The sequence below is a fragment of the Mesorhizobium sp. B263B2A genome, assembly GCF_020165775.1.
GTDB classification, from domain to species: domain Bacteria; phylum Pseudomonadota; class Alphaproteobacteria; order Rhizobiales; family Rhizobiaceae; genus Mesorhizobium; species Mesorhizobium opportunistum.
The window spans coordinates 137,427-162,750 of record NZ_JAIUIU010000015.1 but is presented as its reverse complement, the minus strand read 5'-3'; the positions used below and the strand labels follow the sequence as shown (position 1 = coordinate 162,750).

At 63.5% G+C, this 25,324-nt stretch carries 16 protein-coding genes; 9 read left to right on the top strand and 7 right to left on the bottom strand.

The window, feature by feature from the left end:
- Nucleotides 1-437: 437 nt before the first annotated feature.
- Nucleotides 438-680 carry a hypothetical protein gene (locus LB568_RS22515; RefSeq protein WP_224731252.1) on the bottom strand — a complete coding sequence of 81 codons (243 nt, stop codon included), beginning with the start codon at nucleotides 678-680 and terminating at the stop codon, nucleotides 438-440.
- A 183-nt stretch (nucleotides 681-863) separates the two neighbouring features.
- Here LB568_RS22515 and LB568_RS22510 point away from each other — a divergent pair, with 183 nt between their 5' ends.
- A complete protein-coding gene (locus LB568_RS22510) occupies nucleotides 864-1,496 on the top strand; it encodes a hypothetical protein (RefSeq protein ID WP_224731251.1) in 633 nt (210 codons plus the stop codon).
- A gap of 47 nt (nucleotides 1,497-1,543) precedes the next feature.
- The gene (locus tag LB568_RS22505; RefSeq protein WP_224731250.1) at nucleotides 1,544-3,229 is read left to right on the top strand and encodes a hypothetical protein; all 1,686 of its coding nucleotides are present in this window, start codon (nucleotides 1,544-1,546) and stop codon (nucleotides 3,227-3,229) included.
- A gap of 48 nt (nucleotides 3,230-3,277) precedes the next feature.
- Here the strand turns inward: LB568_RS22505 and LB568_RS22500 are convergent, their stop codons facing one another.
- Nucleotides 3,278-4,057 (bottom strand): hypothetical protein, encoded by a 780-nt coding sequence (locus tag LB568_RS22500; protein ID WP_224731249.1) that lies wholly within the window; start codon nucleotides 4,055-4,057, stop codon nucleotides 3,278-3,280.
- Between the two features lie 148 nt (nucleotides 4,058-4,205).
- Here LB568_RS22500 and LB568_RS22495 point away from each other — a divergent pair, with 148 nt between their 5' ends.
- From LB568_RS22495 to LB568_RS22470, 6 genes are read left to right on the top strand one after another with little or no spacing between them, the layout of a single operon-like run.
- The gene (locus LB568_RS22495) at nucleotides 4,206-4,838 is read left to right on the top strand and encodes a DUF4129 domain-containing protein (RefSeq protein ID WP_224731248.1); all 633 of its coding nucleotides are present in this window, start codon (nucleotides 4,206-4,208) and stop codon (nucleotides 4,836-4,838) included.
- Nucleotides 4,835-6,046 (top strand): DUF4350 domain-containing protein, encoded by a 1,212-nt coding sequence (locus LB568_RS22490; protein WP_224731247.1) that lies wholly within the window; start codon nucleotides 4,835-4,837, stop codon nucleotides 6,044-6,046. The genes LB568_RS22495 and LB568_RS22490 overlap by 4 nt, the downstream gene beginning before the upstream one ends.
- Nucleotides 6,033-6,989: an AAA family ATPase gene (locus LB568_RS22485; protein ID WP_023780536.1), complete on the top strand. Its 957-nt coding sequence runs from the start codon at nucleotides 6,033-6,035 to the stop codon at nucleotides 6,987-6,989. Before LB568_RS22490 ends, LB568_RS22485 begins: the two co-directional genes overlap by 14 nt.
- Nucleotides 6,986-8,290, top strand: a complete 1,305-nt coding sequence (locus LB568_RS22480; protein WP_224731246.1) for a DUF58 domain-containing protein — start codon at nucleotides 6,986-6,988, stop codon at nucleotides 8,288-8,290. The genes LB568_RS22485 and LB568_RS22480 overlap by 4 nt, the downstream gene beginning before the upstream one ends.
- Nucleotides 8,287-9,306, top strand: a complete 1,020-nt coding sequence (locus LB568_RS22475) for a stage II sporulation protein M (RefSeq protein ID WP_224731245.1) — start codon at nucleotides 8,287-8,289, stop codon at nucleotides 9,304-9,306. Before LB568_RS22480 ends, LB568_RS22475 begins: the two co-directional genes overlap by 4 nt.
- Nucleotides 9,293-10,156 (top strand): RDD family protein, encoded by an 864-nt coding sequence (locus tag LB568_RS22470; RefSeq protein WP_224731244.1) that lies wholly within the window; start codon nucleotides 9,293-9,295, stop codon nucleotides 10,154-10,156. The genes LB568_RS22475 and LB568_RS22470 overlap by 14 nt, the downstream gene beginning before the upstream one ends.
- Nucleotides 10,157-10,183: 27 nt before the next feature.
- On the opposite strand, the gene LB568_RS22465 is transcribed toward LB568_RS22470, so the two are convergent.
- Nucleotides 10,184-10,870 carry a D-lyxose/D-mannose family sugar isomerase gene (locus LB568_RS22465; protein WP_013896059.1) on the bottom strand — a complete coding sequence of 229 codons (687 nt, stop codon included), beginning with the start codon at nucleotides 10,868-10,870 and terminating at the stop codon, nucleotides 10,184-10,186.
- Between the two features lie 248 nt (nucleotides 10,871-11,118).
- Here LB568_RS22465 and LB568_RS22460 point away from each other — a divergent pair, with 248 nt between their 5' ends.
- On the top strand, nucleotides 11,119-12,177 hold the full coding sequence (locus tag LB568_RS22460) for a D-TA family PLP-dependent enzyme (protein ID WP_224731243.1): 1,059 nt from the start codon (nucleotides 11,119-11,121) through the stop codon (nucleotides 12,175-12,177).
- A gap of 1 nt (nucleotide 12,178) precedes the next feature.
- Here LB568_RS22460 and LB568_RS22455 read toward each other — a convergent pair whose 3' ends face one another.
- The 4 genes from LB568_RS22455 to LB568_RS22440 form a co-directional block, all read right to left on the bottom strand.
- Complete coding sequence (locus LB568_RS22455; protein WP_224731242.1) at nucleotides 12,179-12,943, bottom strand: heme ABC transporter permease; 765 nt, start codon at nucleotides 12,941-12,943, stop codon at nucleotides 12,179-12,181.
- A gap of 200 nt (nucleotides 12,944-13,143) precedes the next feature.
- Nucleotides 13,144-14,181, bottom strand: coding sequence for a DUF2806 domain-containing protein (locus tag LB568_RS22450; RefSeq protein WP_224731241.1), 1,038 nt, complete (start codon nucleotides 14,179-14,181; stop codon nucleotides 13,144-13,146).
- Between the two features lie 120 nt (nucleotides 14,182-14,301).
- On the bottom strand, nucleotides 14,302-16,074 hold the full coding sequence (locus tag LB568_RS22445; RefSeq protein WP_224731240.1) for a glucan ABC transporter ATP-binding protein/ permease: 1,773 nt from the start codon (nucleotides 16,072-16,074) through the stop codon (nucleotides 14,302-14,304).
- A gap of 373 nt (nucleotides 16,075-16,447) precedes the next feature.
- On the bottom strand, nucleotides 16,448-25,060 hold the full coding sequence (locus tag LB568_RS22440) for a GH36-type glycosyl hydrolase domain-containing protein (protein WP_224731239.1): 8,613 nt from the start codon (nucleotides 25,058-25,060) through the stop codon (nucleotides 16,448-16,450).
- Nucleotides 25,061-25,324 lie beyond the last annotated feature (264 nt).

Here is a 25,324-nt window from a genome sequence, read left to right as displayed (position 1 = left end):
GTCGCGTGACTGCGACTAAAAGGCTGTGATTTCGTCGGTTGGCGCTGCACCCGCAAGAGAACGGGCGGACAAGAAAGCCTTGTCCGCCCGTATTTTTATTTAGCAGAAGCCCGCCGGGGTGAGCGGCGGGATTCTGGTCGGTCGGCGAGGATCGGGCGGCTATTCGTTTTAACCCACCGGCCGAAGCGGCACGACATTATAGGTGTGCCGAGCGGCAGCCGAAAACATCAATGAATGCAAAATATTGTTTGTTTTCAATGCCTTGGAAGAAGTTGGATTTCTGTCCAGGTTCCCCAGCGAAACTTTTCTAAGTCAATTCAGAAACTTGGCTCGCTTGGGATTTGCATTTCTCTTGATTTCGCGCCGCAGAACGTCGGCGACGATCAGGCGCTCTTCGACAAGTTCTTCTTTGCGCTGTGTCCCAGCGCGAGAGGGCTTCACAGACCGAGTGTCTGACTCGCGGCCAGATGCACGAAAACTGCCGAAGGTGCCATCTTCTCATGCGTGGCAGATTGACGGGTGGCCTCGACCAAAACGGCCGCTGCATGCTCAACCCGATCAGCCGCATGGTCGACCTGGTCGAGCTTCTTCGCCAGCCGGCCGTGCAGCTTCGAAAGCCGTGTTGCATGATGGGCGGCGCTTCGCTTTCGGCCGTCCAGATTGAGCGGTTCAAAGAACATGGGGACCTCACTGTGCGCAACGAATCCTTACGCCGGCTTCTCACGGTTTGCGATTCCTTCAAAAGGACGAGGCCCTATCCCTTTGATCCGACCCGGCTCCCTCCTCGGAGGGCAATAACGCGTTGGTCATGGCAGTCGCTGCCGGGCTAAGCTCCGCAAAGGTTTTTTGCATTGGGCTCCATAATGGTCACTGACAGCCAGTACATTCTCGAAAGCATCAGCCAGGGCGGCGCGGTGCTTGACGATGGCGAATTCGTCATCGACAGGCTGGTGAAGTATGTCGGCAACGGAAGGGTCCGTTGGCACGTCGAGTTTCGCGGGCACCGGATCGAGTTCACGACCGGCCAGCTCAAGAAGCAGCCTACTTTCCGCAGGAAGATACTCGAACAGGCCGGTGTGCTGCCGCCCCAGCGTGCCGGGACCAATTACAGGCGATGGTCACTCGACCTGCGGAAGAATGCCGTCGAGCTTCCCTGGCGCGATAGGCCTGTCGATGCCGGTTTTGCCATCGACAGGCTCGCCAGCCATGGGGATGGCCGCTGGACGGTTGAATACCAGGGCAAGGTCATCAAGTTCACGACGACCAAACTCCGCCGGCAAACCAGTTTCCGCAAGAGGATGCTGCTCAAGGCCAAGGTGCTGCCGCCGCAACTGGATCCGGTTGCCTATCGGAAGTGGATGGACTGGCTCATTCAAAACGCCACCGAGGCTACCCCGCAGGCCGACGATGCCTTGACGAGCGAGAAAAGCTGGCTCGACGACCTGCCAGAGCTGGCCGGATGGCAAAATGAAGCGGTGCCCGAAGGGACTGACTAAAAGGCGGCGGTAATATCTAGAACAACGATCAAATTTGAATGGAAGACATGGACCGCTTCAACCTCGGCACCTACCGCCGCCTCATCTCCACCCGCTCGACTGAGACCCAGCGCTGGTTCGATATCGGCTTGAACTGGTGCTACGGCTTCAACCATGAGGAAGGCATCAAGTGTTTTGAGAAGGCGCTGGAGACCGATCCCGGCTGCGCAATGGTGCATTGGGGCATCGCCTATGCCGCCGGGCCTTTCTACAACCTGACCTGGAAGGAGCATGGCGAGGCCGAGGCTGACAGCGCGACGAAGCGCTGCTTCGAGCATGTGCAACAGGCGCGTGCCAATGCGGCTGGCGCCAGCGAGATCGAACGGGCCTTGATCGAGGCGCTGGCACCCCGTTTCCAGAAGCCGCACAAGGTGAGCCCACAAGAATTCGAACAGTGGGACGATGCCTATGCCGCCGCGATGCGGCTGGTCTACCAGGACTTTCCTGATGACCATGACGTGATGGCGCTGCTGGTCGAGGCGCTGATGATGCGCACGGTGCGGCGGCTGTGGAACCTCAAGACCGGTGCGCCGGCGCCGAACTCGGATGTCATCGAGGCGCTGGAGGTGTGCGAGCGATCGATCCGGCTCGCCGACGGGGCCGGCATCGCGCAGCATCCGGCGATCGTCCACCTGCACATCCATCTCCTGGAAATGTCCACCATGCCGGAACGCGGCATGCGCTCGGCGGACCTGCTGGGGCAAATGTGCCCCGATGCCGGGCACATGAACCACATGCCCGGCCATATCTATGTGCTGTGCGGCGAATACGAGAAGGCGAAGCTCGCCAGCGAAAAGGCGGTGCGCGCCAACGACCTCTATCTCGCCTATGCCAACGAGCCGACCTACTATCTGCTCGGCTGCTGCCACGATCTGCACCTGATGATGTTCACCTGCATGCTGTCAGGCCAATACCGGCCGGCGCTGTGGGCCGCCGACAAGGTGCGAAGCCTGGTCGTGCGCGACGTGGTCGCCATCCAGGATCGTCCCAAGCTCACGCAAACAGTGGAAGGCTATCACGCGATGAAGTCGCATGTGCTCGTGCGCTTCGGCCGCTGGCGGGAGATCATCGACGAACCGGTGACGGCGGAGCCCGGCCTCTATGTACTGACGGCGGCCATGCAGCACTACGCCAAGGGCGTCGCGCACGCGACGCTGAGGCAATTCGCCGAGGCCGAGCGCGAGCGTGAGCGGTTCCACCGGCATGTGGAAAGCATTGCGCCGGAGCGGCGTTTTCTCAGCAATCCCACCCGTGCCTCGCTCGCGGTCGGGGCTGCCTTGCTCGATGGCGAGCTTGCCTATCACCAGGGCCGGCACGACGAGGCTTATGTCCATCTGCGGCAAGCGGTCGAGCTGGACGACAACCTCTCCTACACCGAGCCATGGGCGTGGATGCACCCGCCGCGCCATGCACTGGCCGCCCTGCTGCTCGACCAGGGCCACGCCGAGGAGGCCGAGCAGGTCTACCGCGACGATCTCGGCCTCAGCGGCACGGTGCAGCGCTGCGCCCAGCACCCGAACAATGTCTGGGCACTGCACGGGCTGGTGGAATGCCTGACACGGCGTGGCGAGAGCGACGAATTGCAGGCGCTGCAGGCACGTCTTGCCGTGGCGTCGGCCAAGGCGGACGTGCCGATCACCTCGTCCTGCCTATGCAGGACGAGCGTGCAAGCGGATCATTGCTGCTGTCATTGAAGCTGTCGCGGAAGTGGGCCGTCGCGCTGACGCGAACGGCACTTTCCGCTACGAGAAGATCTCCGCCAACTCGTCGACGCTGACGCCTTCCTTGACCTGGCGCAGTTCGACATAGCTGACAGCCGTGGCGACGGAGATCACCATCGACACGATGGTCTGCACCAGGGCGCCCAAGACCGCAGCGGCAATTCCGTGGAAGAGATAGATGACCACCGCGCTCATCGACTGGATGACAAGTGCTATGATCATCAGGATCAGGAAAAGCCCGAACAGGGCCCAGCGGCTGCCCTTCGTCAGCGCGCGGCTGCGCGACATCGAGCCGAACACGCCGAGCCGCTCCTGGATAAGCACCGGTATCGACACCGACCAGCCGAGCCAGAGGATGATGCCGGGCACCAGCAAGGCAATCGAGGCAAACCCAACGCCAAGCCCGACAAGCAGGCCGATCCCAAGCGTCGGCAGCAAATTGCGGATCGCCACGCGGATGCAGTCGCCAAAGCTCGGCCTCTTGCCGTTCAGATCTTCGATCGCCGCTCGAACAAGACTGGACTGCAACAGAAGCGAAAGACCGACATAGAGTATTCCAAACACCGCGAAGCCGACGAAATAGCCGAATGTGTAATTCGCGGTCGCCTCGGCAAGACTAGCCGGATCTCCAACTGCAGGGGCAGCCGGGCGCGCAAGCTGCGAAACAAGATTCGGCAGTCCTGAAAATACGGCGGCAAGGCCAATGCAGAGCCCGATGTTGCGGCCTATAACAGCAAATGTGTTGTTGAACACCCTGCCGATATCGAATTTCTCTCGCCGTGCCAATGTGGTCGAAGTCATGACGTCGTTCCCCTCCTCACCGGATCATGCCAAGCGGTGTTCCCGACTGGTAATCTGCCAGTATTGATAACCGACGTCCAATCACTTGCAATTGCCGTGCAGCATTGCCAGTGTTGGCGACGAACCGCGGGTTGCAGGGAGCGAGCGGGTGACAGTCGCACAGCCGGGCACGGCGGACGCCGAAGGGCTGGCAAATCTGCACAAGCAGCTGCTGGCGGACCACTCCATCCAATTCGATCTGCCGAGCCTGGTGCCATCAGAACCGCCGGCATGGCTGAAGCCCGTGCTGGAGATGCTGGCGCGGATCGGCCCCTACATGATCTACATGTTCTGGGGCGCGGTGATCATCGGTGTGGCGGTCATCGTCCTTCTGGTCGCACTCGAAGCGAAGGGTGTGGCCTGGCGCCTGTCGTGGCGGCGCACCCGCAAGGAAGCGGGGGCGCAGGACGACTGGCGCCCGGATTCCAGCGCGGCGCAGATCCTGCTCTCCGAGGCTGACGCGCTCGCCGCGCGCGGCGCGTTCGACGAGGCGGTGCATCTCCTGCTTCGGCGCAGCGTCGCCGACATCGCCGGACGGCTGCCCGACTTCCTGCGCCCATCGCTGACATCGCGCGATATCGCCACCGCCCCATCGCTCCCGTCGCGGGCGCGTCAGGCGTTCAGCGAGATCGCGCGCATCGTCGAGGCAGCGCTCTTCGCCCGCCGGCCGGTCGGCGCCGAAGGCTGGCAGCAGGCGCGCGGCGCCTATGAGCGGTTTGCCTTCAGGGATGCCTGGACATGAGCGCGCCGGCAGTCGAGGCGGTGCAGGAACCGTTCAGCCGCAGAACCGTGTTCTGGGGCATTTTTGCCAGCCTGCTGGCCGCTGCTGCATTCTTTCTCCTGTCCACCTATGCCCCGGATTTCCGCCAGCCCGGCGGCGGCGCCACCCCGCTCTCCAAGGGCGGCTCGGGCTATGCCGGCATTGTCAAATGGCTGCAATTGACGGGAACGCCAGCACCCATGGCGCGAAACCAGAAAGATATCAGCACAGGCATATTGTCCGGGTTCCTGCTGATCGTCACCATCTCGCCAGACAGCGACCCTGCCGCGCTCGACCGCATCGTCAGGCTTCGCGCGAACAAGCCGACGCTGTTCGTGCTGCCGAAATGGCTGACCCTGCCGCTCGAGGGGCGCCAGGACTTTGAAATGAAGATCGAACGGTTGCCCGATACGGTGGTCAACGACTGGCTCGGCCACATCGTCAAGGCAAAACTCGGTGTCGGCAACAGCACGGTCGGGCAGATCGACGTCCGGGGCCACATGGTCGCCGCGCCCGATCAACTGCAATGGATTGCCGACGACCAGCCGCTGATCGCGGCAGGCAACGGCAAGGCAGTGCTCTCCGAGGTCAAGGACAAGCCTTTTTACGTCCTGACCGATCCGGACCTGATCAACAATGCCGCGTTGAAGGACTTCACCAAAGCGGAGGCGGCGCTCGACCTCATCGCCTCACTCGAACCGGCCAAGGGCGCGGTGATCTTCGATCTGACGCTGCACGGTGCCGGCCAGAGATACGATCTCGCCAAGCTCCTGGTCGAGCCGCCCTTCCTAGCGCTGACGCTGTCGGTGCTGGCGGCGGCCGCCCTTGCCTTCCTGCATGGTCTCGGCCGGTTCGGTCCGCCACGGGCCGAGGGCCGGGCGATCGCCTTTGGCAAGCGGGCGCTGGTCGACACCACGGCGATGCTGCTCAGGCGCGCCGGGCGGTTGCAGGGGCTCGGCGACCGTTATGCCGTGCTGATGCGTGCGCGTGCCGCAGCATTGCTCGGCGCGCCGCAAGGCTTGCCAGGCGAAGCGCTCGACCGCTGGCTCGATTCCCGCGACCACGGCGAAACCCAGGGCTTCAGCCGTCGCTTCAAGGCCGCGAACGAAGCCAGGAATTTGGCTCAAATGCATGAAGCAGCGCAGGAGCTGCATGACTGGACGACAAGGAGGCTCGGTGAACGTCGATGATGTGAAGGCCCTGGCGACCGCGATCAGGGAAGAAGTGGCGAAAGCGATCACCGGACAACGCGACACGGTCGATCTGATGCTGACGGCATTGTTCGCCGGCGGGCACATATTGCTCGAAGGGCCGCCAGGCACGGCCAAGACCATGACCGCACGCTGCTTCGCGCAGGCGCTCGGCGTCGTCTACGGGCGCATCCAGTTCACGCCTGACCTGATGCCGGGCGACATCGTCGGCTCGAACATCTACAATTTCCAGACCGGGCAGTTCACGCTGACGCGCGGCCCGATCTTCTGCGATCTCCTGCTTGCCGACGAGATCAACCGCACACCGCCGAAGACGCAGGCGGCGCTGCTGGAAGCCATGCAGGAACACGCCGTCACCTTCGACGGCACAACGCATGCGCTCAGCCAGAACTTCATGGTGGTGGCGACACAGAACCCGATCGAGCATCAGGGTGTCTATCCGCTTCCCGAAGCCCAACTCGACCGTTTCCTGTTCAAGCACAAGGTGAGCTATCCCGACGCGCGGGAGGAACGCGCCATCATCGTCCATCATGGCGGCGGCTCCGCTTCCCACGACATCAAGCAATATGGCATCACGGCGCAGGCCGACCGAAAGACGCTGGAGAAGGCGCTCGCCACCGTCGGCGACGTCACGCTGGTCGACGATGTCGTCGGCTATATCGCCGCCCTCGTACGCGGCACGCGAGAGAGCCCCGATTTGGAGGTTGGCGCAAGCCCGCGCGCGGGCGCCATGCTGGCGCGCGCCGCACGCGCCAGGGCAGCGCTCGACGGCCGCGCCTATGTCATCCCCGACGATGTCAAGGCGCTGGCGGTGCCGGCATTGCGCCACCGCGTCATCCTGTCGCCGGCGGCGCAGATCGACGGGCGGCTGGTGGAGCAGATCGTGTCCGATCTTGTCGACCAGACGGAAGCACCGCGTTGATCTATCCGAGCGGCCGTGCGGTCTGGGCAGCGGCGGCGGGCGCCATCCCCGCCTTCCTGATCGCGCTTGCGCTGCCCTCTCTCTGGTATCTCGGCCTGTTGTGGATCTGCATCCTGCTTGCATTCCTGGCGGTCGACGCGGCTGCCGGGCGTGGGCGCGCCTCACTCACCGCCAGTCTTTCCGCGCCACCGCAAGTCGGCGTCGGCGGCCGTTTCACCCTCCATGTCGCGGCCAGCCTCGGCGGGCGGCCGCGTGCGCTGCAGGCGCGCGTCGGCCATGATCAGCGGCTGGCGCCAGTCGCCGGCACGGGCGGCGCGCTGCCGGCCAATGGCGGCACGCTCGACCTCGAGTTCGATGCGCTCAGGCGCGGCATCGCCGGCTTCGACCGGCTGTGGCTGCGCTGGCGCGGCCCGTTCGGACTGATCTGGAACCAGGTCGTCCTGCCGATGGACCGGAAAGTCGCGGTGCTGCCCGATGTCAGCAGTGCCCGCGACGAGGCGATCACATTGCTGCAGCGCTCCGCGCTGGCCGACGGCCACGCGCAAAGGCGGGCCGGCCAAGGCCGCGAGTTCGAGGCGCTGAAGGACTACCAGCCCGGCATGGGCCGACGGATGATCGACTGGAAGCGCAGCGCGCGCCACGGCAAGCTTCTGGCGCGCGAATTTCGCGTCGAGGAGAACAACAACATCGTGCTGGCGATCGACTGCGGGCGGCTGATGTGCGAGCCGGTCGACGGCGTGCCGAAAGTCGACCGGGCGGTCACGGCAGCGCTGTTGTCGGCCTTCATCGCGCTCAAGGGCGGCGACCTCGTCAGCCTGTTCTCCTTCGACGCCAGGCCGCGCGTGTCCAGCGGCGCGGTGCGCGGCTCGCCGAGTTTCACGATGATCCAGAAGCGCGCCGCCGAGATCGACTATTCCAGCGAGGAGACCAATTTCACCCTGGCGCTGACGACATTGGCGGCCAAGCTCGACAGGCGCTCGCTGGTTATCATCTTCACAGATTTCGTCGATCCGATCAGCGCCGAGCTGATGCTGCGCACCGTCGGCCGGCTGACCGAGCGGCATCTGGTGCTGTTCATGCTGATGAAGGACGCCGAGCTGGAGGCGCTGGCCGACATGGCACCCGCCACGCCGGAGGATGTAGCCCGTGCGGTCACCGCCGGCGGCCTGCTTCGGCAACGCCAGGTGGTGATCGGCCGGCTGCGGCTGCTCGGCGCGCATGTGATCGAGGCCGACCACCAGCGGCTCGGCCCGGCGCTGGTCGAGCGCTATATTCAGCTCAAGGAGGAGAACCTTCTATGACGCTGCCCGCCGGCACCGATGCGGTACGCCAATCGCTGGCGAGCTTCCGTCAGGAGCGCGAGGCCGACTGGAAGGCATTCGAGGCGCTGCTTGCGCGCGTCGAGAAACGCGCCCCGCGCACGCTTTCGGAAGACGAACTGCTGTCGCTGCCGCTGCTCTACCGTTCGGCGCTTTCTTCGCTGTCGGTCGCCCGCGCGACATCGCTGGACAGCGCGCTGATCGCCTATCTCGAGGCGCTGTGCCTGCGCGGCTATTTCTATCTCTATGGCGCGAAACGGGGCTTGCGGCAGCGCGTCGGCGATTTTTTCCTGCGCGATTGGCCGGCGGCGATCCGCGATCTGTGGCGCGAGACCTCGGTCTCGGTCGGACTGACCCTTGTCGGCGCCATTGCCGGCTACTGGCTGGTCGCCTCCGACAAGCGCTGGTACGACGCCATCATCGCGCCCAGCCTTGCCGGCGGCCGCAATCCGGATTCGTCGGTCGAGGCGCTGCGCAGCGTGCTCTATGATGGCGGCAGCAGCCACTTCCTGTCCGGATTTGCCGCCTATCTCTTCACCCACAACACGCAAGTGGCGATCCTGGCGTTTGCGCTCGGCTTCGCCTTCGCGGTGCCGAGCGTCCTGATCATCCTGATGAACGGGTGCATGCTCGGCGCGCTGTTCCAGATCTACGCCGCCAAGGGGCTGAGCTTTGAGCTTGGTGGCTGGCTGTCGATCCACGGCACGACCGAACTGTTTGCCATCGCGCTGGCCGGTGCCGCGGGCATGCGGATCGGCACGCGCATCGCCTTTCCCGGCGAATCGACCCGGATGGCCGCCGCCGCTCAAGCCGGACAGGTGGCGGCGACCGTGATGGTCGGCGTGATGGTGATGCTTTTGTTTGCAGGCCTGCTCGAAGGCATCGGCCGGCAGACGATCACCATCGATGCGACCCGCTACGCCATTGGCGGCGGCATGCTGACGCTATGGATTGCCTATTTCTACCTGTTCCGGATGGTGCGGCATGGCAACGGCTAGGAATCCCGCCGCACTGATCAGGCCGTTGATCACGCCGGAGGGTGTCGACCTCAGGGTCAAGCTGGCGAACGCCGGCACCCGGGCTTCGGCCTTCCTGCTCGATGTGGTCATCATCGTCGCCGCCGCGGTGGCCGTCAGCCTGGTCGCGATCTTCGGCCTCGGCGGCCTTGGCCTGCGCGAGGCGGAGCCACTTTTCGTGGTCTGGATCATCTTCATCTTCCTGCTGCGCAACGTCTATTTCATCGCCTTCGAGGCGGGCCGGCGCGCGGCGACGCCAGGCAAGCGGATCGTCGGCGTTCGGGTCGCGTCGCGCGGCGGCGCGGGCCTCACGATCGACCAGGTCATCGCGCGCAATCTGATGCGCGAGCTCGAGGTGTTCTTGCCATTGTCGATCATCGCCGTGCGCGGTGGCACCGGCGTCGCCGATACGCTGTCGACGATCTTCGGCCTGGTGTGGGCGCTGCTATTTTCGCTGTTTCCGCTGTTCAACCGTGATCGCCTGCGCATCGGCGACCTACTCGCCGGCACATGGGTGGTCGAGGCCCCAAAGCTGGCGTTGGTCGAAGACCTGTCGCTAAGGCAGGATCCGGCCGCCGGCCGCTTCCGCTTCAGCCCGGCGCAGCTCGACGCCTACGGCATCGCCGAACTGCACAGACTGGAGGAAGTGCTGCGGCGCGATGACCATTTCGCGATGAAGGCGGTTGCCGAAACCATCGGCCGCAAGATCGGCGCGACGATCGAACCGAACGATTCCAAGGCCTTCTTGACCGCCTATTACGGTGAGCTCAGGGCGCATCTGGAACGCAAGTTGCTGCTCGGCAACCGCAAGGCCGACAAGTATGCGCGGTAGCCCGGGTCTCTACGCCAGCCGGGTTTTCTACCTCAGCCACTTCTCATAGTCGGACACCAAGAGGTGCACCGGCGCGACATCCTCGTCGATGTTGGAGAAGCGGCCGATCGGCTCGCGGAAGACATTGTCGGTGAGATCGTCGTTGACAGTCGACACCTCGCCGATCAGCACGTCCTTGCCCTCGGCCCAGAAGGCGTGCCAGACGCCCGGCAGCAGCGTGACGCTCTGGCCCGGGTCGAGCTTCAGCAACCCGCCGGCCGGCATCCTGTGGATGGTTCCATCGACCGGCACCGATACTTCGGCCTTGGGATCGATGCCGCCGTCGCGATCGTGCATGAACAGTTCCAGCACCAGCTTACCGCCGCCGCGGTTGATGATGTCCTCGGCCTTGATGTTGTGGCGGTGCATCGGCGAGAGCTGGTCCTTGCGCGAGATCATGATCTTCTCGGCGTAGAGCATGCCCATGCCCTTCTTCATGTCCTCGTAGCGGCCGTTGCGAACGGTGAACAGGAACAGGCCGAGCTCGTTGAATTTCTCCTGGCCGTAATCAGTGATGTCCCAGCCGAGCCGCGAGGTGAAGATGGCCGAGGAATCGACCTGGCGCGCCTTCATCTCCTCGGGTGACCAGTAGGCGAAGGGCGGCATGATGTAGCCGAACGAGCGGATGAAAGCGTCGGCTTCGCGGATGATGTCGTTGATGGCGGAGCGTTTCATGATCATGGTCCTTCGTGTCGATACGCTTTGTTTGGCAGCATGCATGTCGTTGTCCCAAAACCATTGGCCACTTTTTGGGCGACATGCATGGCAATTCGCATAGCCGAACACTGGTGCGGTGTCGATCCATCCAGCCGCCTGCCCCGCCCTGGCCGTGAACCGATGGCCCATCGATCCCGTCCGCTGGCTGCGTGACATCAGGCGCTTTCGAGGCCATAACCCCTTGCGGAATTCAGGAGTGATAGCTGATGCCGACCATCCATGACCTCGATACGCCATCGATCCTGATCGACGCAGCGCGCGCTGAAGCCAATATTGCCCGCGCGCAGGCCCATGCCGACAAGAACGGGCTGAAGCTGAGGCCGCACATCAAGACGCACAAGCTGCCCTACTGGGCGAAGAAGCAGGTGGCGGCGGGCGCGGTCGGCATCACCTGCCAGAAGATCGGCGAAGCCGAGGTGATGGCCGATGCCGGCCTGACCGATATTTTTCTCCCTTACAACATCCTTGGCCGCGCCAAGCTGGAGCGGCTTCTGGCGCTGCACAGGCGCGTAATCTTGTCGGTGACGGCGGACAGCATGGAGACCATCGACGGGCTGGCCGCCACCTTCACCGATGCCGGCCATCGTCTGACGGTGCTGGTCGAGTGCGACACCGGCATGGGGCGCTGCGGCGTACAGACAGCGGGTGACGCGGTTGGACTGGCAAGACAGATCGACACTGCCAAAGGCCTCGCCTTCGGTGGGCTGATGACCTATCCGGCCGCGGGCCGTGCGGCGGAGGCCGAAGCCTGGCTCGCCAACGCCAGCCAGGCGCTTGCCGTCTGCGGTCTCGCCTGCGAGCGCATCTCCAGCGGCGGCACACCGGACATGTGGCGTTCCAGCAAGGACAGCGTCGTCACCGAATACCGCCCCGGCACCTACATCTATCTCGACCGTTATCAGGTCGCCAAGGGCGTCGGCGCGCTCGACGATTGCGCGCTGACGGTGCTGTCGACGGTGGTCAGCCACCCGACACCGACCCGCGCCATCCTCGACAGCGGCAGCAAGGCGCTGTCCAGCGACACGTTGGGGCTGCCCGATTTCGGTGAATTGCTCGGCGTCTCCGGCGCGCGGGTGACAGGCCTCAGCGAAGAGCACGGCACCGTCACGCTTTCCGGCGATGGCAAGCTTAAAATCGGCGAGCGCGTGCGCGTGGTGCCCGACCATTGCTGCGTCGTCACCAATTTGTTCGACGAGGTCAACCTGATCGACGGCGAGACGGTGCTGGAAACACTGCCGGTGGCCGCGCGCGGGCGGATGCGATGAATTAGGCGGGCTGCCGTTCGGCCTGCCGTGCCGCCACGCGACGCATGGCGATGACCCGGCGGCGGCGGATTTCGGTGCGCATTGCCATCAGATGCAATGCGAAGAACAGCACCGTGAAGCCGATAGCCATGATCAGCAGCGGCCACAGCATCGAGGGGTCGATGGTCGATCCGCCCATGCGGAACACCGAGGCCGGCTGGTGCAGCGTGTTCCACCAGTCGACCGAAAATTTGATGATCGGGATGTTGATGAAGCCGACCAGCGTGATGATGGCGGCGGCCCAAGCGGCGCGGCTGGCGTCATCGAGCGCACGGGTCAGCGCGATGATGCCGAGATACATCAGGAACAGCACGAAGACCGAGGTCAGCCGCGCATCCCAGACCCACCAGGTGCCCCACATCGGCTTTCCCCAGATCGAGCCGGTAATCAGCGCCAGTGCGGTGAAGACAGCGCCAATGGGGGCGGCCGATTTCAGCGCGACATCGGCCAGCGGATGGCGCCAGACCAGCGTGCCGAGTGCCGAGAGCGCCATCAGCGTGTAGCACATCATGGCGAGCCAGGCGAAAGGCACATGGATGTACATGATGCGAACAGTGATGCCTTGCTGGAAATCCTCAGGCGCGGTGAAGCTCATATAGAGCCCGACGGCGAGGGCCAGCGCCGCAATCGTCGCCAGCCACGGCACGACCTTGTCGGCCAGCCCGACGAAGCGCGTCGGGTTGGCAAGATCGGTCCAGCCGGTCAGGCGTGAAGTGATGTCGCTCATGCCACTTTACATAGACCGCCAATGCGCTGGGGGCAATCGAGCGGCGGTGTCGCAGGCTTGGAAGCCGCCTTTGTAGGTCCACCAGAAAGAAATGGCCGAACTATCGCCTGTTGACGGTCATTTCAATCTCCTTTTTGAACGATACCTGTGACGAGACGACTCCAATTTGCGATTGAGCGATTGCGAGGAACGAAGGTTAATCAACCCGACGATTGAGCGGGAGGAATTACTCGCGTTGATACCCATTCCGTTGAATTTAGTGACCTGACATATAAGCGGGCCTCTGAGCGAGGGGCTGCCGCTGACAATTTATCGACGAGTTGGTTGACCATTTTGAATGAATGGTCCGGCAATATCGAAGAGATCGCATACCCCACGTCTGTGAGCACATAGATTGGTAATGTGAGTTTACCCTCATCAAGTTGAAATGTGGGGTTTGGCCCAGCAATCTCAGGGAATGTCTCAGTCTTCGAAAGTGCGGCTGCCAATGCATCAAAATTCCAGAACCACAGCGGTACACCGCCTCCGTCCACGATTTCATTCGATCGGCGAATCTGCCCCAACCCGACTTCGACTATCAGACCAGCGCTGGTAAGGTTTGCGCTCTCCGTGAACGACAAATCACCGAAGAGGGTTTTGGGAATGACGTTGTACAAACGACATTCGCAGAGACGCTCGAACAATTTCGCCGTTTGTGGATCCAATTCGTCGATTACCCGCAACACTTTTCCAGAAAAGCTATTTGGTTTACGAATTTCGGCCGCAAGGACCCTTCCCCATTTTTCCCTAAGTTCGTCGCTGGTCGCTTCTTCCGCGTATCGTTCAAACCGATTGATGAATGCATCATCGAGTTTGTCACCACCGGAGGCCGAATCTATTTCTGACGGTGGTTGCCGGCGGAGATCTTCCACAGCTTTATCCACCACAGCATCCTTATTTGCTTGCTTTGCAAACACTGAACCGAGGTGACCGTGCATTGCCCTTTCCGCGAACTCCGGATCGGTCTTCAAACGCTCCAATCCCACCGCAGTTATGGCTTCGATTGCTTTGACCCGCCCATCGATTACTGCTCGCTTCTCGGCAGTCCGTGCCTCGATAGCGACATTCAACGTTTCGACTATATTGCCACCCAAACGGTCGGCGGCAGCCACGAACCGGCTCTTGGCACTGGCCTTGATGCCTGTCGGCGTCATCTCGGCCGAAACCGATGTTTCCTTGTCCAAGTGATCGTCGTTCATAGTCCCCCCATGGGGCTACAATAAAGCAACGAGTCAGGAATGAGGAAGGCGTTCTAAGAAATATTCAACGTCTCGCTTCCCCGATTCGGTGAGCCAAGCGGACGGAACTAGGCAGCCTAGTCAGGCGGCCTCGCCCTGCACGGAGCGGCTGAGGCGGCGGACTTCCTCGTCGTTGAGCAGGCCGCCGGCGCGCAGCAGGCTGGCGAAGCGGCCATTGCGCAGCGACAGTTCGGCGAAGCCACCCATCTCGACCACCTTGCCCTTGTCCATGAACACGACCAGGTCGGCGTCGCGAACGGTGGTCAGGCGGTGGGCGATGATGAAGGTGGTGCGGTCGCGCCGCAACTCGTCGATCGCTTCCTTGACGCGGTCCTCGGTTTCGACGTCGAGCGCGCTGGTCGCCTCGTCGAGCACCAGGATCGGAGCATCCTTCAGCACGGCGCGGGCAATGGCGATGCGCTGGCGCTCGCCACCCGACAGCTGGCCGCCACGCTCGCCGACCACGGTGTCGTAGCCGCCGCTCTTGGCCAGGATGAAATCCTGCGCGGCAGCCGCGTTGGCGGCGGCATGGATCTCGTCATTGGTCGCATCGGCGCGGCCGACGCGGATGTTATCCTCGATCGAACGATTGAGCAGGCCGGCATCCTGGAACACGGTGGCGATCGAATGGCGCAGCGACTTGCGGGTCACCGTGCGGGTATCGATGCCGTCGATCAGGATACGACCGTGCGACGGCGAGAAGACACGCTGCAGCAGGTTGATGAGCGTCGTCTTGCCAGCCCCCGTCGGTCCGACGATGGCGACGGTCTGGCCAGCCTGGACCTCGAAGGAAACGTCGCTGACGCCCTGGCCCGAATTGGGGAATTCGAAGCCGACTTCCTCGAAGCGGACATGGCCGGTGACATTGGTGAGATCGCGCAAACCATCCGGTTCGGCGACATCGGCAGCCGAGTCCTCGAGCTTGTAGAAGTCCTCGAGCTTGGCGCGGGCTTCCGAAATCTGGTTGGCGAAAGCCGACATCTGGTCGAGCCGCGAGATCAACAGCGTGGCAAAGCCAGTAAAGGCGATCACATCGCCAACCCGCAACTGGCCGTGGGTGACCAGATAGGCGCCGATCAGAAGCACCACCATCATCGAGATGGTCGACGACAGGCGATTGAGCGCATTGGCGATGGCCCACCAGTCGAGCACCGGATTCTGCGCGTCGAGCAGGTTCTTGACATAGCGGCGCAGGGTCTCGGCCTCAAGGCCAAGGCGGTTGTAGCTCTGGAGAACAGCGACGTTGCTGACGGAGTCCGTCACATGCGCGAACACCTTGTGATAGTGGCGCTCGACGGCGGCCTGGCCGGCCTTGGTGCGCTTCATCACCAGACGGCCGATGCCGACATAGAGGATGCCGAGCCCAAGCAGCACCATCGACATACGCACATCCATGCTAAGTGCGGTCGGCACCAGCAGCACAAGTGCAACTGCCGTGGACAGATGCTGGCGCATGAATTCGAGCCACAGGCTGAACAGCGTCTCGACGGCGCGCAGCAGCGTGTGCAAGGCGTTCGACGTGCCGCGCTGATGGTGCCAGGCAAGCGGCATGGTGATGACGCGCTCGAAGGACTCGCACAGCACTTCGCTGCGCCGGGCATGAGCAAAGCGGTCGGCGCCGCGCGCCACGAGAACGAAAGCCATGACGTTGAAGGCGCCCAAACCGGCCCACACGGCAAGCGTGGAGAATACCGAGCCATGCGCCGAAATCGCATCGATCACCCGGCCAAACATGATCGGCTCCAGGATGGCGATGGCGGCAAGGGCGATATTGGCGCCGCAAATCAGCGCGACGCGCTTCTTGTCGGCGGCCAAATACCCCAGCGCTCTCCAATAGATCTGCAGAAGTGACACTTCAGCTACTCCGCCAACTCTCTATTGTGCTCAATTCCAGTATTGTGCACTGCACCATTTAATGACACGTAACGGTTGACGCGTCGCAAAACAATGCCCGTCTATCGCTTCCGTTCCCATTTAGCGAACAAAAGATGACGACGATGCGAAATCTGACGTGATCACCTAACGGTTTGAGATAAAAGGTGAAATGTCAGGCTTGCGGCAAAATCATGGCAACGGCAGAGCAGTGCCACATTTTTAATCACAGTAGGCTTGAACGGCCTATTTAGGGGCCACCCGGCGGTTGCCGCCATGGATCTCGCGCAAGTAAACCGGGCGCGGCTTCGCGCGCCCCAAAGGACGCGCGATAGGTCGGATTAACCTTTTGATTTCACCCCGGTATCTTGACCACAACCTCGGTCTGGCTGCCGGCCTTGGGTTCGAAGGACGCGGACTTTGTCTTCGAACCATTGACTTCAAGCGAGATCGTCTTGGTTTTTTTGTCGCGAATGACATGAACCTTGATCTCGGCGCCAAGCATTTTGAGCGAGGCCTGGTAGCCATCCCAGTGGCTGGGCAGTTTCGGCCGTAATGTGATCTGCTTGCCGCGCCGTTCGATGCCGAGAATGCCTTCGACCGCCGCCCGGTAGAGCCAGCCGGCCGAGCCGGTGTACCAGGTCCAGCCGCCACGGCCTCCCTTGTCGTCTCCGGCATAGATATCGGCCGCGACCACATAGGGTTCGACACGGTAATGCTCGGCCGAGGCCTCGTCGAAAGCGTGGTTGACCGGGTTCAGCATCGAGAAGCAGCGATAGGCTTCATCGGTCAGCCCCATCTCGGCCAGCGCAATGACGAACCAGGTGGCGGCGTGGGTGTACTGGCCGCCATTCTCGCGCACGCCCGGCGGATAGCTCTTGATATAGCCGGGATCCTTCTGCGTCTTCGAGAAGGGCGGCGTGAACAGTTTCACGATCTTGAGCTTGTCGTCGACGAGCAGCTTGGTCGCCTGCTGCATCGCCGTCGTCGACCGCGCCGGGTCGCCCTCGCCCGAAAGCACGCTCCAGGATTGGGCGATGGAGTCGATCTTGCACTCCTGCGACGTGCGGGAGCCCAGTGGCGTGCCGTCGTCGAAGCTGCCGCGCCGGTACCATTCGCCGTCCCACGCCGTGCTTTCAAGCGCCCGCTTCAGCGCCTCGGCATGCTTTGTCCAGGCCTGCGCACGCTTGCTGTCGCCCTCGGCCTTGGCGACGGGGGCGAAATCGCCCAACGTCTTCAGCAGGAACCAGCCCAGCCACACGCTCTCGCCCTTGCCGTGCTCGCCGACGCGGTTCATGCCGTCGTTCCAGTCGCCGCCGAGGATCAGCGGCAGGCCGCCAGGACTGCTGCGCTTGATGGCAAGGTCGAGCGCACGCGCGCAATGGTCGTAGAGCGACACGGTCTTCTTCGAGATTTCCGGGGTGAAGAAGGCATCGTGTTCGCCCTCACCCAGCGCCTGCCCGTCGATGAAAGGCAGTTGCTCCTTCAGGATGCCGGCGTCGCCGGTCACCGTCAGATAGCGCGCCGTGGCATGGGCCAGCCAGACCACATCGTCGGAGATCATGGTGCGCACGCCGGCTCCGGTGCGCGGCAGCCACCAGTGCTGCACATCGCCTTCCGGGAACTGCCGCCGCGCGGCGTTGAGGATCTGGTCGCGCGCCAGCGTCGGATCGTGCGCCAGCAGAGCCAGCGTGTCCTGCAACTGGTCGCGGAAGCCAAAGGCGCCGCTCGCCTGGTAGAAGGCCGAGCGGGCTCGGATACGGCAAGCAAGGCTCTGGTAGGGCAGCCAGTGATTGACCATGGCATCGAGGGCCTTGTCCGGCGTCTCGACCTGGATGGTATCGAGGAAACCGCGCCACTCGCGCTCGTTGTCGGCCAGGCGCTGGTCGAAATCCTTGCCGCGGTGCCTTTCCACCAGCGCGCTCGCCTGCGCGGAGGACTCGGCGTCACCGAGCAGCCAGAGCAGCGTAACGTCGCCACCGGCCGGAATCTCGATGTCGCGGGCGATCGCCGCGCAAGGATCGTCTCCGGCCTCGACGCGGCCCGACAAGGCCGCACCGCTCAGCACCGCCTGCGGCAGCTCGCTGGAGCCATGCCGGCCGAGAAATTCGGCGCGGTCCGCCGTCACCGAGTGGACGCCGGCATCGGCGGCGAGGAAAGCCACCCGCTCACTGAAATCGAGGCCGTATGGGTTTTGCGCCAGCAACGCGCCGGTCGCGCCGTCGCGCGCCGGGACGATGGTTGCCGCGGTGCGGGACCGATGCCCGCCGAGCACCCATTCGGCATAGGCATAGACGCGCAGCCGCGACGGCACCGAGCCGGAGTTCTGGATGCGCAGGCGCGTGATCTTCACCGGATCGATGGGATCGACGACATGGGTCAGGTCCATCGACAGAGGCCCGCGCTTCGAGCGGAAGGTCGAGAAACCCTGGCCATGCCAGGCCTCGTAGGTCATCGAGGGATCGCGCACCATGGCCGCGAGCGGCGAGAACGCCCGGCCGCTGGCCTGGTCGTAGATGTAGATGCCCTCGCCCGGCCGGTTCGAGACCGGGTCGTTCGACCACGGCGTCAACTGGTAGTCGCGGCTGTTGCGGCTCCAGGTGAAGGCAGCACCCTCGGCCGAGGTGTGGAAGCCGAAAGAAGCGTTTGAGACGACGTTGATCCACGGCTGCGGCGTGGTGCGACGGCCGGCAAGGCGCACCACATAGTGCCGCCCGTCCCCGTCGAAGCCACCGAAACCGTTCCATTGGCTGAGGCCGGCGCCATCGGCGCTGACATCGGCCAGGGCCTGCGAGGCGAACGCATGCGTCGCCGGCGCCGTAATTTCGCGCGGGGCCGGCAGCCCGCCCGGCTGAAGGCCGTCGCGCGCCTGCAAGGCAGCCGCATCGGCCCGCTCGATCTGGTCGAAGATGGTGCCGTTGCGCGTATGCAGCACCACCCGGGCGACGGCGAGCAGCGTCCTGTAGGTGGTTTCTTCCATCAGGTCGCGGCGCACCGCGAAAATGTGCTGTCGGGGGCCGAGTTCCTTGCCGCGCAGACGGCTGTTTTCACACAGCGTCTCGACCGCACGCTGCAGGTCCTGGACGTAGGACGAGGCCTGCTCGTTGACGACGACGAAGTCGATCATCATGCCGCGGGTGCGCATGTATTCCTGGAAGCGCAGCGCCTGGGCAACGATCTCCAGATCGGCGACATCGCCGATCCTGACCAGGAAGATCGGGAAATCGCCGGAAATGCTGGTCGGCCACAGGCTCGACTGCTTGCCAAGGCCCGCAGCGATGGAATCGGCCGGCAGGCGCAGGAACGGATCGGGATAGATCAGATAGCGCGCCAGTTTCTGCACATTGGCGGCATCGGCCAGGCTGAGGCCCATATGACGGGTCTGCACCTGGCTGCGTGTCCAGGCAAGCATGGCCTGGCGGGCAAAGCTCTCCTGATGGTCGAGGCGGTTTATGGCCTCCTCCAGCTCGGTGCGGTTGGCCCCGACGACGGTCCAGAAAGTCAGCGATATCTTCTTGTTGGCGGGCACGCGCACCTGGCGGCGCAGCGAGGCGATGGGATCGAGCGTGAAGCCGGAGCGGCCGGCGAGCCTGGCGCCGGGATCGAAGGCGGCGGCATCGACGATGGTGCGGCCACGGCCGATGAAGGCGCGCCTGTCGGTCTCTGCCTCGGCGTCACGCGCCGGTCCGGACGGATCGGTGACGAAATGTACCAGGGTGATGTCGGGCTCGCTGGTTTCGCGCTTGCGGCGCGTGGCGAAGATGGCGCCGTTGTTGGCGGCGATTTCGGTCTCCACGAACATCTTCGAGAAGGCCGGATGCGCGTTGTCGGAAGCCTCCAAACCCAGCACCAGCTCGGCAAAGGACGTCACTTCGATGTGACGGTCGGTCGGCCCTTCGTTGAACAGGGTGACGCGCCGGCCTTCGCCATTGCCTTCGGAGACGACGATGCATTCCACTTCGGAGCGCAGCGTGCCAACCAACTTTACGAAGCTCGCCTTGTCGTCGGAGAACAGGGTCTGCGTCTTTTCCTCGGCCGCGCGCTTGGGCTCCGATGTCGCCGACCACCAGTCGCCCGTGGTGGCGTCACGCAGGAAAATGTAGGAACCAAGCCGGTCCTCGACCGGGTCGGGCTGCCAGCGCGTGACGGCAAGATCGCCCCAGCGGCTGTAGCCGGAACCGGTCGCGGTCACCATCACCGAATAGCGGCCGTTCGACATCACATTGGTCGAACGCAGCGCCCGCAAGGGATCAAGCACGATGCGGGTATCGGGGCTCTCGATCTCGGTCTCGTCCTTGGAGCGCTCGTCGGCCTCGGTGCGGACGGTCGCCGTCGGGATGTCGCGCGGCGCCCTCTCCTGCAGCAAGAGTTCGGCCGATTCAATGACCGGATCGCTGTGGAAGCGGTCGCGCAGGCGACCCTCGAAGATCGCGTCGGCCACCGCCGCGATCGACATGCCCGAATGGTGCGCATAGTAATTCAGCACGACCGCATGGTTGGTGCCTTCAGGCACGCGCTGCGGCGTGAAGTCGACCGCATCGTAATAGCCATGGGGACCAAGCGCGCCGATCTCGCGCAGACGCGCAAGATTCTGCACCGCTTCGCGCGGGTTGAACTGCGCCGCCAATATGGTGGCATAGGGTGCGATCACCGTATTCTGGCCAAGGCCGCGCTTCAGCCCAAGCCCGGGCACGCCGAAATTGGTGTACTGGTAGGTCAGTTCCCTGTCGCGGGCATTGTAGGCCGCTTCCGAAATGCCCCACGGCACGTTCTTCTGGCGGCCGTACTGCATCTGGCGCTTGATGATCAGCTTGCTGGTCTGGTTGAGGATCGAGCCTTGCGGCTCCTTCATCACCAGCGGCGGCATCAGATATTCGAACATCGAGCCCGACCAGGACATCAGCGAGCCCTGGAAGCCGATCTCGACGATCGGGCGGCCGAGCCGGAACCAGTGCTCGGTCGGCAGGTCGCCCTTGGCTATGGCGAACAGGCTGGTCAGCCGCGCCTCGGAGGCGAGAAGGTCGTAGCAGCTTTCGTCGAGCTGATGTTCCTCGACCCGGTAGCCGATCGACAGAAGCTTGCGTTCCGGTCGCATCAGGAAGGCAAATTCCATCTCGAAGGCGAAACGGCGTGTGCGCTCGCGCAAGGTCAGGAGCTTGGCGCGCAGCGCCTCGACGGCGTTTTCGTCGCTGTGGGCATCGTGGACATGCGCCTCACAAGTCGCTTCCAGCCTGGCCGCCCAGTCGACGATGATATCGCTCTGGGCCGATGCCGCCTCGGTGTGGATTGCGGTCGCCAGCTTGCGGATCTCGCCCGCCAGCACGGCCAGGTTGATGGTGCGGATCGAGGCCATTTCCGGCTGCGCCTTGATGGTATCGACCGCGCGCCGCATGCCGTCGAGGCGGTCGACGAGGCGCTGGCGCAGCGGCCGCAACTGGCGGCGGTCATCGGGCAGCTCATCGAGGCTTTCGCTGAGGATGGTGACGGTGTCGAGAATGCCTTCGAAATCGCCCTGGAGGTGCACGGAAGGCGCTTCCGCCCATTCGGCACAGGCAGCCGCCACAGCGACAAGATGGCCAGCGAGGTTGCCGCTGTCGACAGCGGAAATATAGAGCGGATAGAGCGGCTTCAGCGTCGTGGTGTCATACCAGTTGAAGAGGTGGCCGCGCTCGCGCGGCATGCTCTCGATGGTCGTCATGGTGGCGTCGATGCGGGTGATGGCGTCGGACAGGCTGATCCAGCCGAAATCGCGCGCGGAGACGACCGACAAGAGGTAGACACCGACGTTGGTCGGCGAGGTGCGCGGCGCCACGACCGGCGCCGGGCTCTCCTGGAAATTGTCGGGCGGCAGATGGTGATGCTCTGCCGTGACGAAGGTTTCGAAATAATGCCAGGTGCGCCGCGCCACGGTGCGCAGCGTATGGATATCGGCCTGCGATATGCGCAAGCGGTCCTCGGTTTCCGCCGAGCGGCTGATCCAGCTGGCGATCGCCGGCGAGCCGATCCAGAACAGCGCGAAGAAGAAGGCGACGAAGGCGCCGGTGGAATCGGCCAGCACTGGAATGGCGAGGCCGACGAAGCCGATGATCACGGCGCCGTACATCATGCCGTAGTAGGAACCGATGTCGTTGTCGCCGGCCTTGTGGGCCTGCGAAGCGGTGCGCCATTCCAGAAGGTTCTGGCGGCTGACGAACAACCGGTAGAGCGTGCGCACGATGGCATCGCCCATCATCCAGGCGTTGTGCGCCATCAGCACGATCTTCAGCGCCACCATGGCGGTGCCGAAGGCGACGTCGCGGGCGAGTGCCGAGAAATGGCCGCGCGGCGTCTGGTCGCCGCTCTTGGGCAGGATGGCGTTGACGACGTCGAATGTCGGCGCCATGAACAGGCTGAGGATCAGCAAGGCCTGCCATTGCGCGGCCTGCGTGAAGGGCAGCAAGGTCCAGCCGGCGATCGCCGCCATCACCCAGAAGATGGGCGTCAGCGAACGGCGCAGATTGTCGACCATCTTCCAGCGCGACAGGGCCGGAACGCCGGAGCGCGGATCGAGGATGAAGCCCAGGAGCTGCCAGTCGCCGCGTGCCCAGCGATGGTGGCGCGAGGCGTCGACGGAGTAGCGAGTCGGATAGTCCTCGACCAGCTCGACATCGGTGACCAGCGCCGAACGCGCCAGCGCACCCTCGAGCAGATCGTGGCTGAGGATGGTGTTTTCCTCGATGCGGCCCTGCAGCGCCGCCTCGAAGGCGTCGACGTGATAGAGACCCTTGCCGGTGAAGGAGCCATCGCCGAAGACATCCTGATAGAGGTCCGAGACGGCGAAGACATAGGGGTCGAGGCCGCGGTTGGCCGAGAACACACGCTGGAAGAACGAGGCCTCGTCGCCGCTGGTGAGCGAAGCGGTGATGCGCGGCTGCAGGATCGTGTAGCCGGCGGTGACGACGCGCCGCGTCGCGTCGAAATGCGGACGATTGAGCGGATGGCAGAGCTTGCCGACCAGGGTCGCCACCGCGTCGCGGGTGGTGCGGGTATCGGCGTCGAGCGTCATCACATGGACGACTTTCTCCGGCAGCGGCACCTCCAAGGGCAGGAAGGTGGTGTCACTGTCACCGCGCAGCAAAAGGTCAAGCTCATGCAGCTTGCCGCGCTTGCGCTCCCAGCCCATCCAGGCGCCTTGCGCCGCGTTGAAGAGCCGGCGGCGGTGCAGGATGTAGAAGCGCGGTGCGCCTTCCGAGGAATAGCGGGCGTTGAGGCGGGCGATCTCGGCGTGGGCGAATTCGAGGATCTCGGTGTCCGCCGCATCGATCTCGATCTTGCTGTCGGGCCAGTCCGACAGCAGCGCGAAATGGATCTCGTCCGCGAGATTGGCGAGGTAGTGCACTTCGATGTTGCGGATGTTTTCCTCGACATCGTCACGCGAGCCGATCAGCGACGGCACCACCACGAGCGTGCGCGCCTCGGGCGGCACGCCATGCCTGTAGTCATATCCGATAAGGCGTGTCGGCTTGAGGAACAGCGAGACCACGGTGTTGAAGAAGGCCAGCGCGCCCTCGCTCGCCGGCACGGCAAACAGAGCCAGCATCAGGACGATCGAGGTCACCGACAGGCCAAGGTTGGCCAGGGCATTGCCGGTGACCACAAGCAGCAGAGCGGTCAAAGCAAATACCGGCAGCACGATGCCCACCCATCCGGTCTTGGCGAAGGTGCGCTTGACCGTCTGGCTGATCGTCTGCCGATAGCCGATCGCCTTTTCCAGCTCCAGCCGGCGCGGGCCGACAAGGAAGAAGCCGACATCGGTGTGCGCGGACGGAGCCGGCACGGAATCGGCAGCATCGCCAGCCGATGCAAGTTCACTGGCCGCAATTTCACTGGCGGCGCGTTCACTAGCTGCCTGGCTGGCCAGTTCGATGGCCTTTTCGGCGACACGGTATTCCGACAGGTTCGAGCGGCGCGCCAATTCCTCGATCGCGGTGCGGTATTGATCGCGCGAAAAGAAGTCGAGCGCGGCGAAGTCGGTGCGCTCGCGCAGCACCGTATCGATGCGGCTGACGCCCTCGAACCACACCGTCCAGTCGACGTCGTTGATGAGGCGCAGGCCGCGGATGATGTTGCCGGTCGTCACATTGCCGCTGGAGAGCGTGTGGTGCTCGGAGATGATGATCTCCTCGGCATCGGAGCCGGTCTTCTCGAGCTCGCCTTCAAGCCATTCCAGGGCCTTGCCGGCATTCTGCGACCCATCGCGCAGGCGATAGAGAAGCTGGGTGGCAAAGGTGGTGTCCTGCGCATGCGCGCAGAAATTGGCCAGGATCGCCTGCCGGTCGGCGCTGTCGTCGGTCGCGAGTACCTTGTCGGCCACGTCGTTGGAGATCTGGCGCATCTGGCGGGTGCGATTGACCCTGACCGCCAGCCGGCGGAGATTCTCGATCAGCACGAAGCGCAGGAGCGACGGCAGGGCCCAGAGTTCGCCGATCTTCAGCGGCTCGACCGACTGAAAACCCTGGACGATCGCCTTGAACATGGTTGCCGAGACGGAACTGTCCGAATGCGCCACATAGGTCCAGGCCAGCGCCAGCGCGCGCGGCACGGTGCCGCCATCGGGCAGCTTCAACGTCGGCAACTGGCGATAGAAACGGCGCGGCAGATCGCGCTTGACCTGGAAAATGGTCTCCTCGACCAGATAGTTGTTGTCGAGCAGCCATTGCGCGGCCGGGGTGATCGTCTCTCCCTTGCCCTGCGCCGCATTGGTCGACCGGTAGACTTCCAGTATCTTCTTGGCGCTGTCGCGGATGCGGGCCTGGAAGTCGAATGGCGTCAGGCCGAACAAGTCGGTGAGATCGCCTTTTGCCAGGCTTTCGCCGAGCAGCCGGAGGCGTTCCTCCGGCAGAAAGGTCGATCTTATCGGCTCTTCCGTAATGGCCGGAAAGCTCGCGCTTGTCTTCTCGATGTGTGCTGGATTCGTCTGAATATTCATTGAAAATTCCGTAAGCGGCCACTCAGCGGCGTCACCGCTACGGCAATGGCCCTAAAACCGATTCAAATGCAATTGGTTGCATAATCCCACTTGCCGAAAGTTTGTTTCCGCACCGCGACAGGGCGTCATCTCTCGACAACATTCAAAGACGATCGCCCCTCTTCCCATCGGGATCGATCGACGGAAAGGATTCGGGCTTTTTCGTGATGCCGACAAGAGCTTACGCTATATTTCGCCGGCATCGCGATCATGTTTGGAAACAAG

Bases quoted from the DNA above. Each gene is read 5' to 3' on its own strand.
- LB568_RS22475 (WP_224731245.1), top strand. From the start codon at position 8,287: ATGACGCTGCCCGCCGGCACCGATGCGGTACGCCAATCGCTGGCGAGC.
- LB568_RS22505 (WP_224731250.1), top strand. From the start codon at position 1,544: ATGGACCGCTTCAACCTCGGCACCTACCGCCGCCTCATCTCCACCCGC.
- LB568_RS22455 (WP_224731242.1), bottom strand. From the start codon at position 12,943: ATGAGCGACATCACTTCACGCCTGACCGGCTGGACCGATCTTGCCAAC.
- LB568_RS22515 (WP_224731252.1), bottom strand. From the start codon at position 680: ATGTTCTTTGAACCGCTCAATCTGGACGGCCGAAAGCGAAGCGCCGCC.
- LB568_RS22490 (WP_224731247.1), top strand. From the start codon at position 4,835: ATGAGCGCGCCGGCAGTCGAGGCGGTGCAGGAACCGTTCAGCCGCAGA.
- LB568_RS22510 (WP_224731251.1), top strand. From the start codon at position 864: ATGGTCACTGACAGCCAGTACATTCTCGAAAGCATCAGCCAGGGCGGC.
- LB568_RS22465 (WP_013896059.1), bottom strand. From the start codon at position 10,870: ATGAAACGCTCCGCCATCAACGACATCATCCGCGAAGCCGACGCTTTC.
- LB568_RS22500 (WP_224731249.1), bottom strand. From the start codon at position 4,057: ATGACTTCGACCACATTGGCACGGCGAGAGAAATTCGATATCGGCAGG.
- LB568_RS22440 (WP_224731239.1), bottom strand. From the start codon at position 25,060: ATGAATATTCAGACGAATCCAGCACACATCGAGAAGACAAGCGCGAGC.
- LB568_RS22470 (WP_224731244.1), top strand. From the start codon at position 9,293: ATGGCAACGGCTAGGAATCCCGCCGCACTGATCAGGCCGTTGATCACG.
- LB568_RS22450 (WP_224731241.1), bottom strand. From the start codon at position 14,181: ATGAACGACGATCACTTGGACAAGGAAACATCGGTTTCGGCCGAGATG.
- LB568_RS22460 (WP_224731243.1), top strand. From the start codon at position 11,119: ATGCCGACCATCCATGACCTCGATACGCCATCGATCCTGATCGACGCA.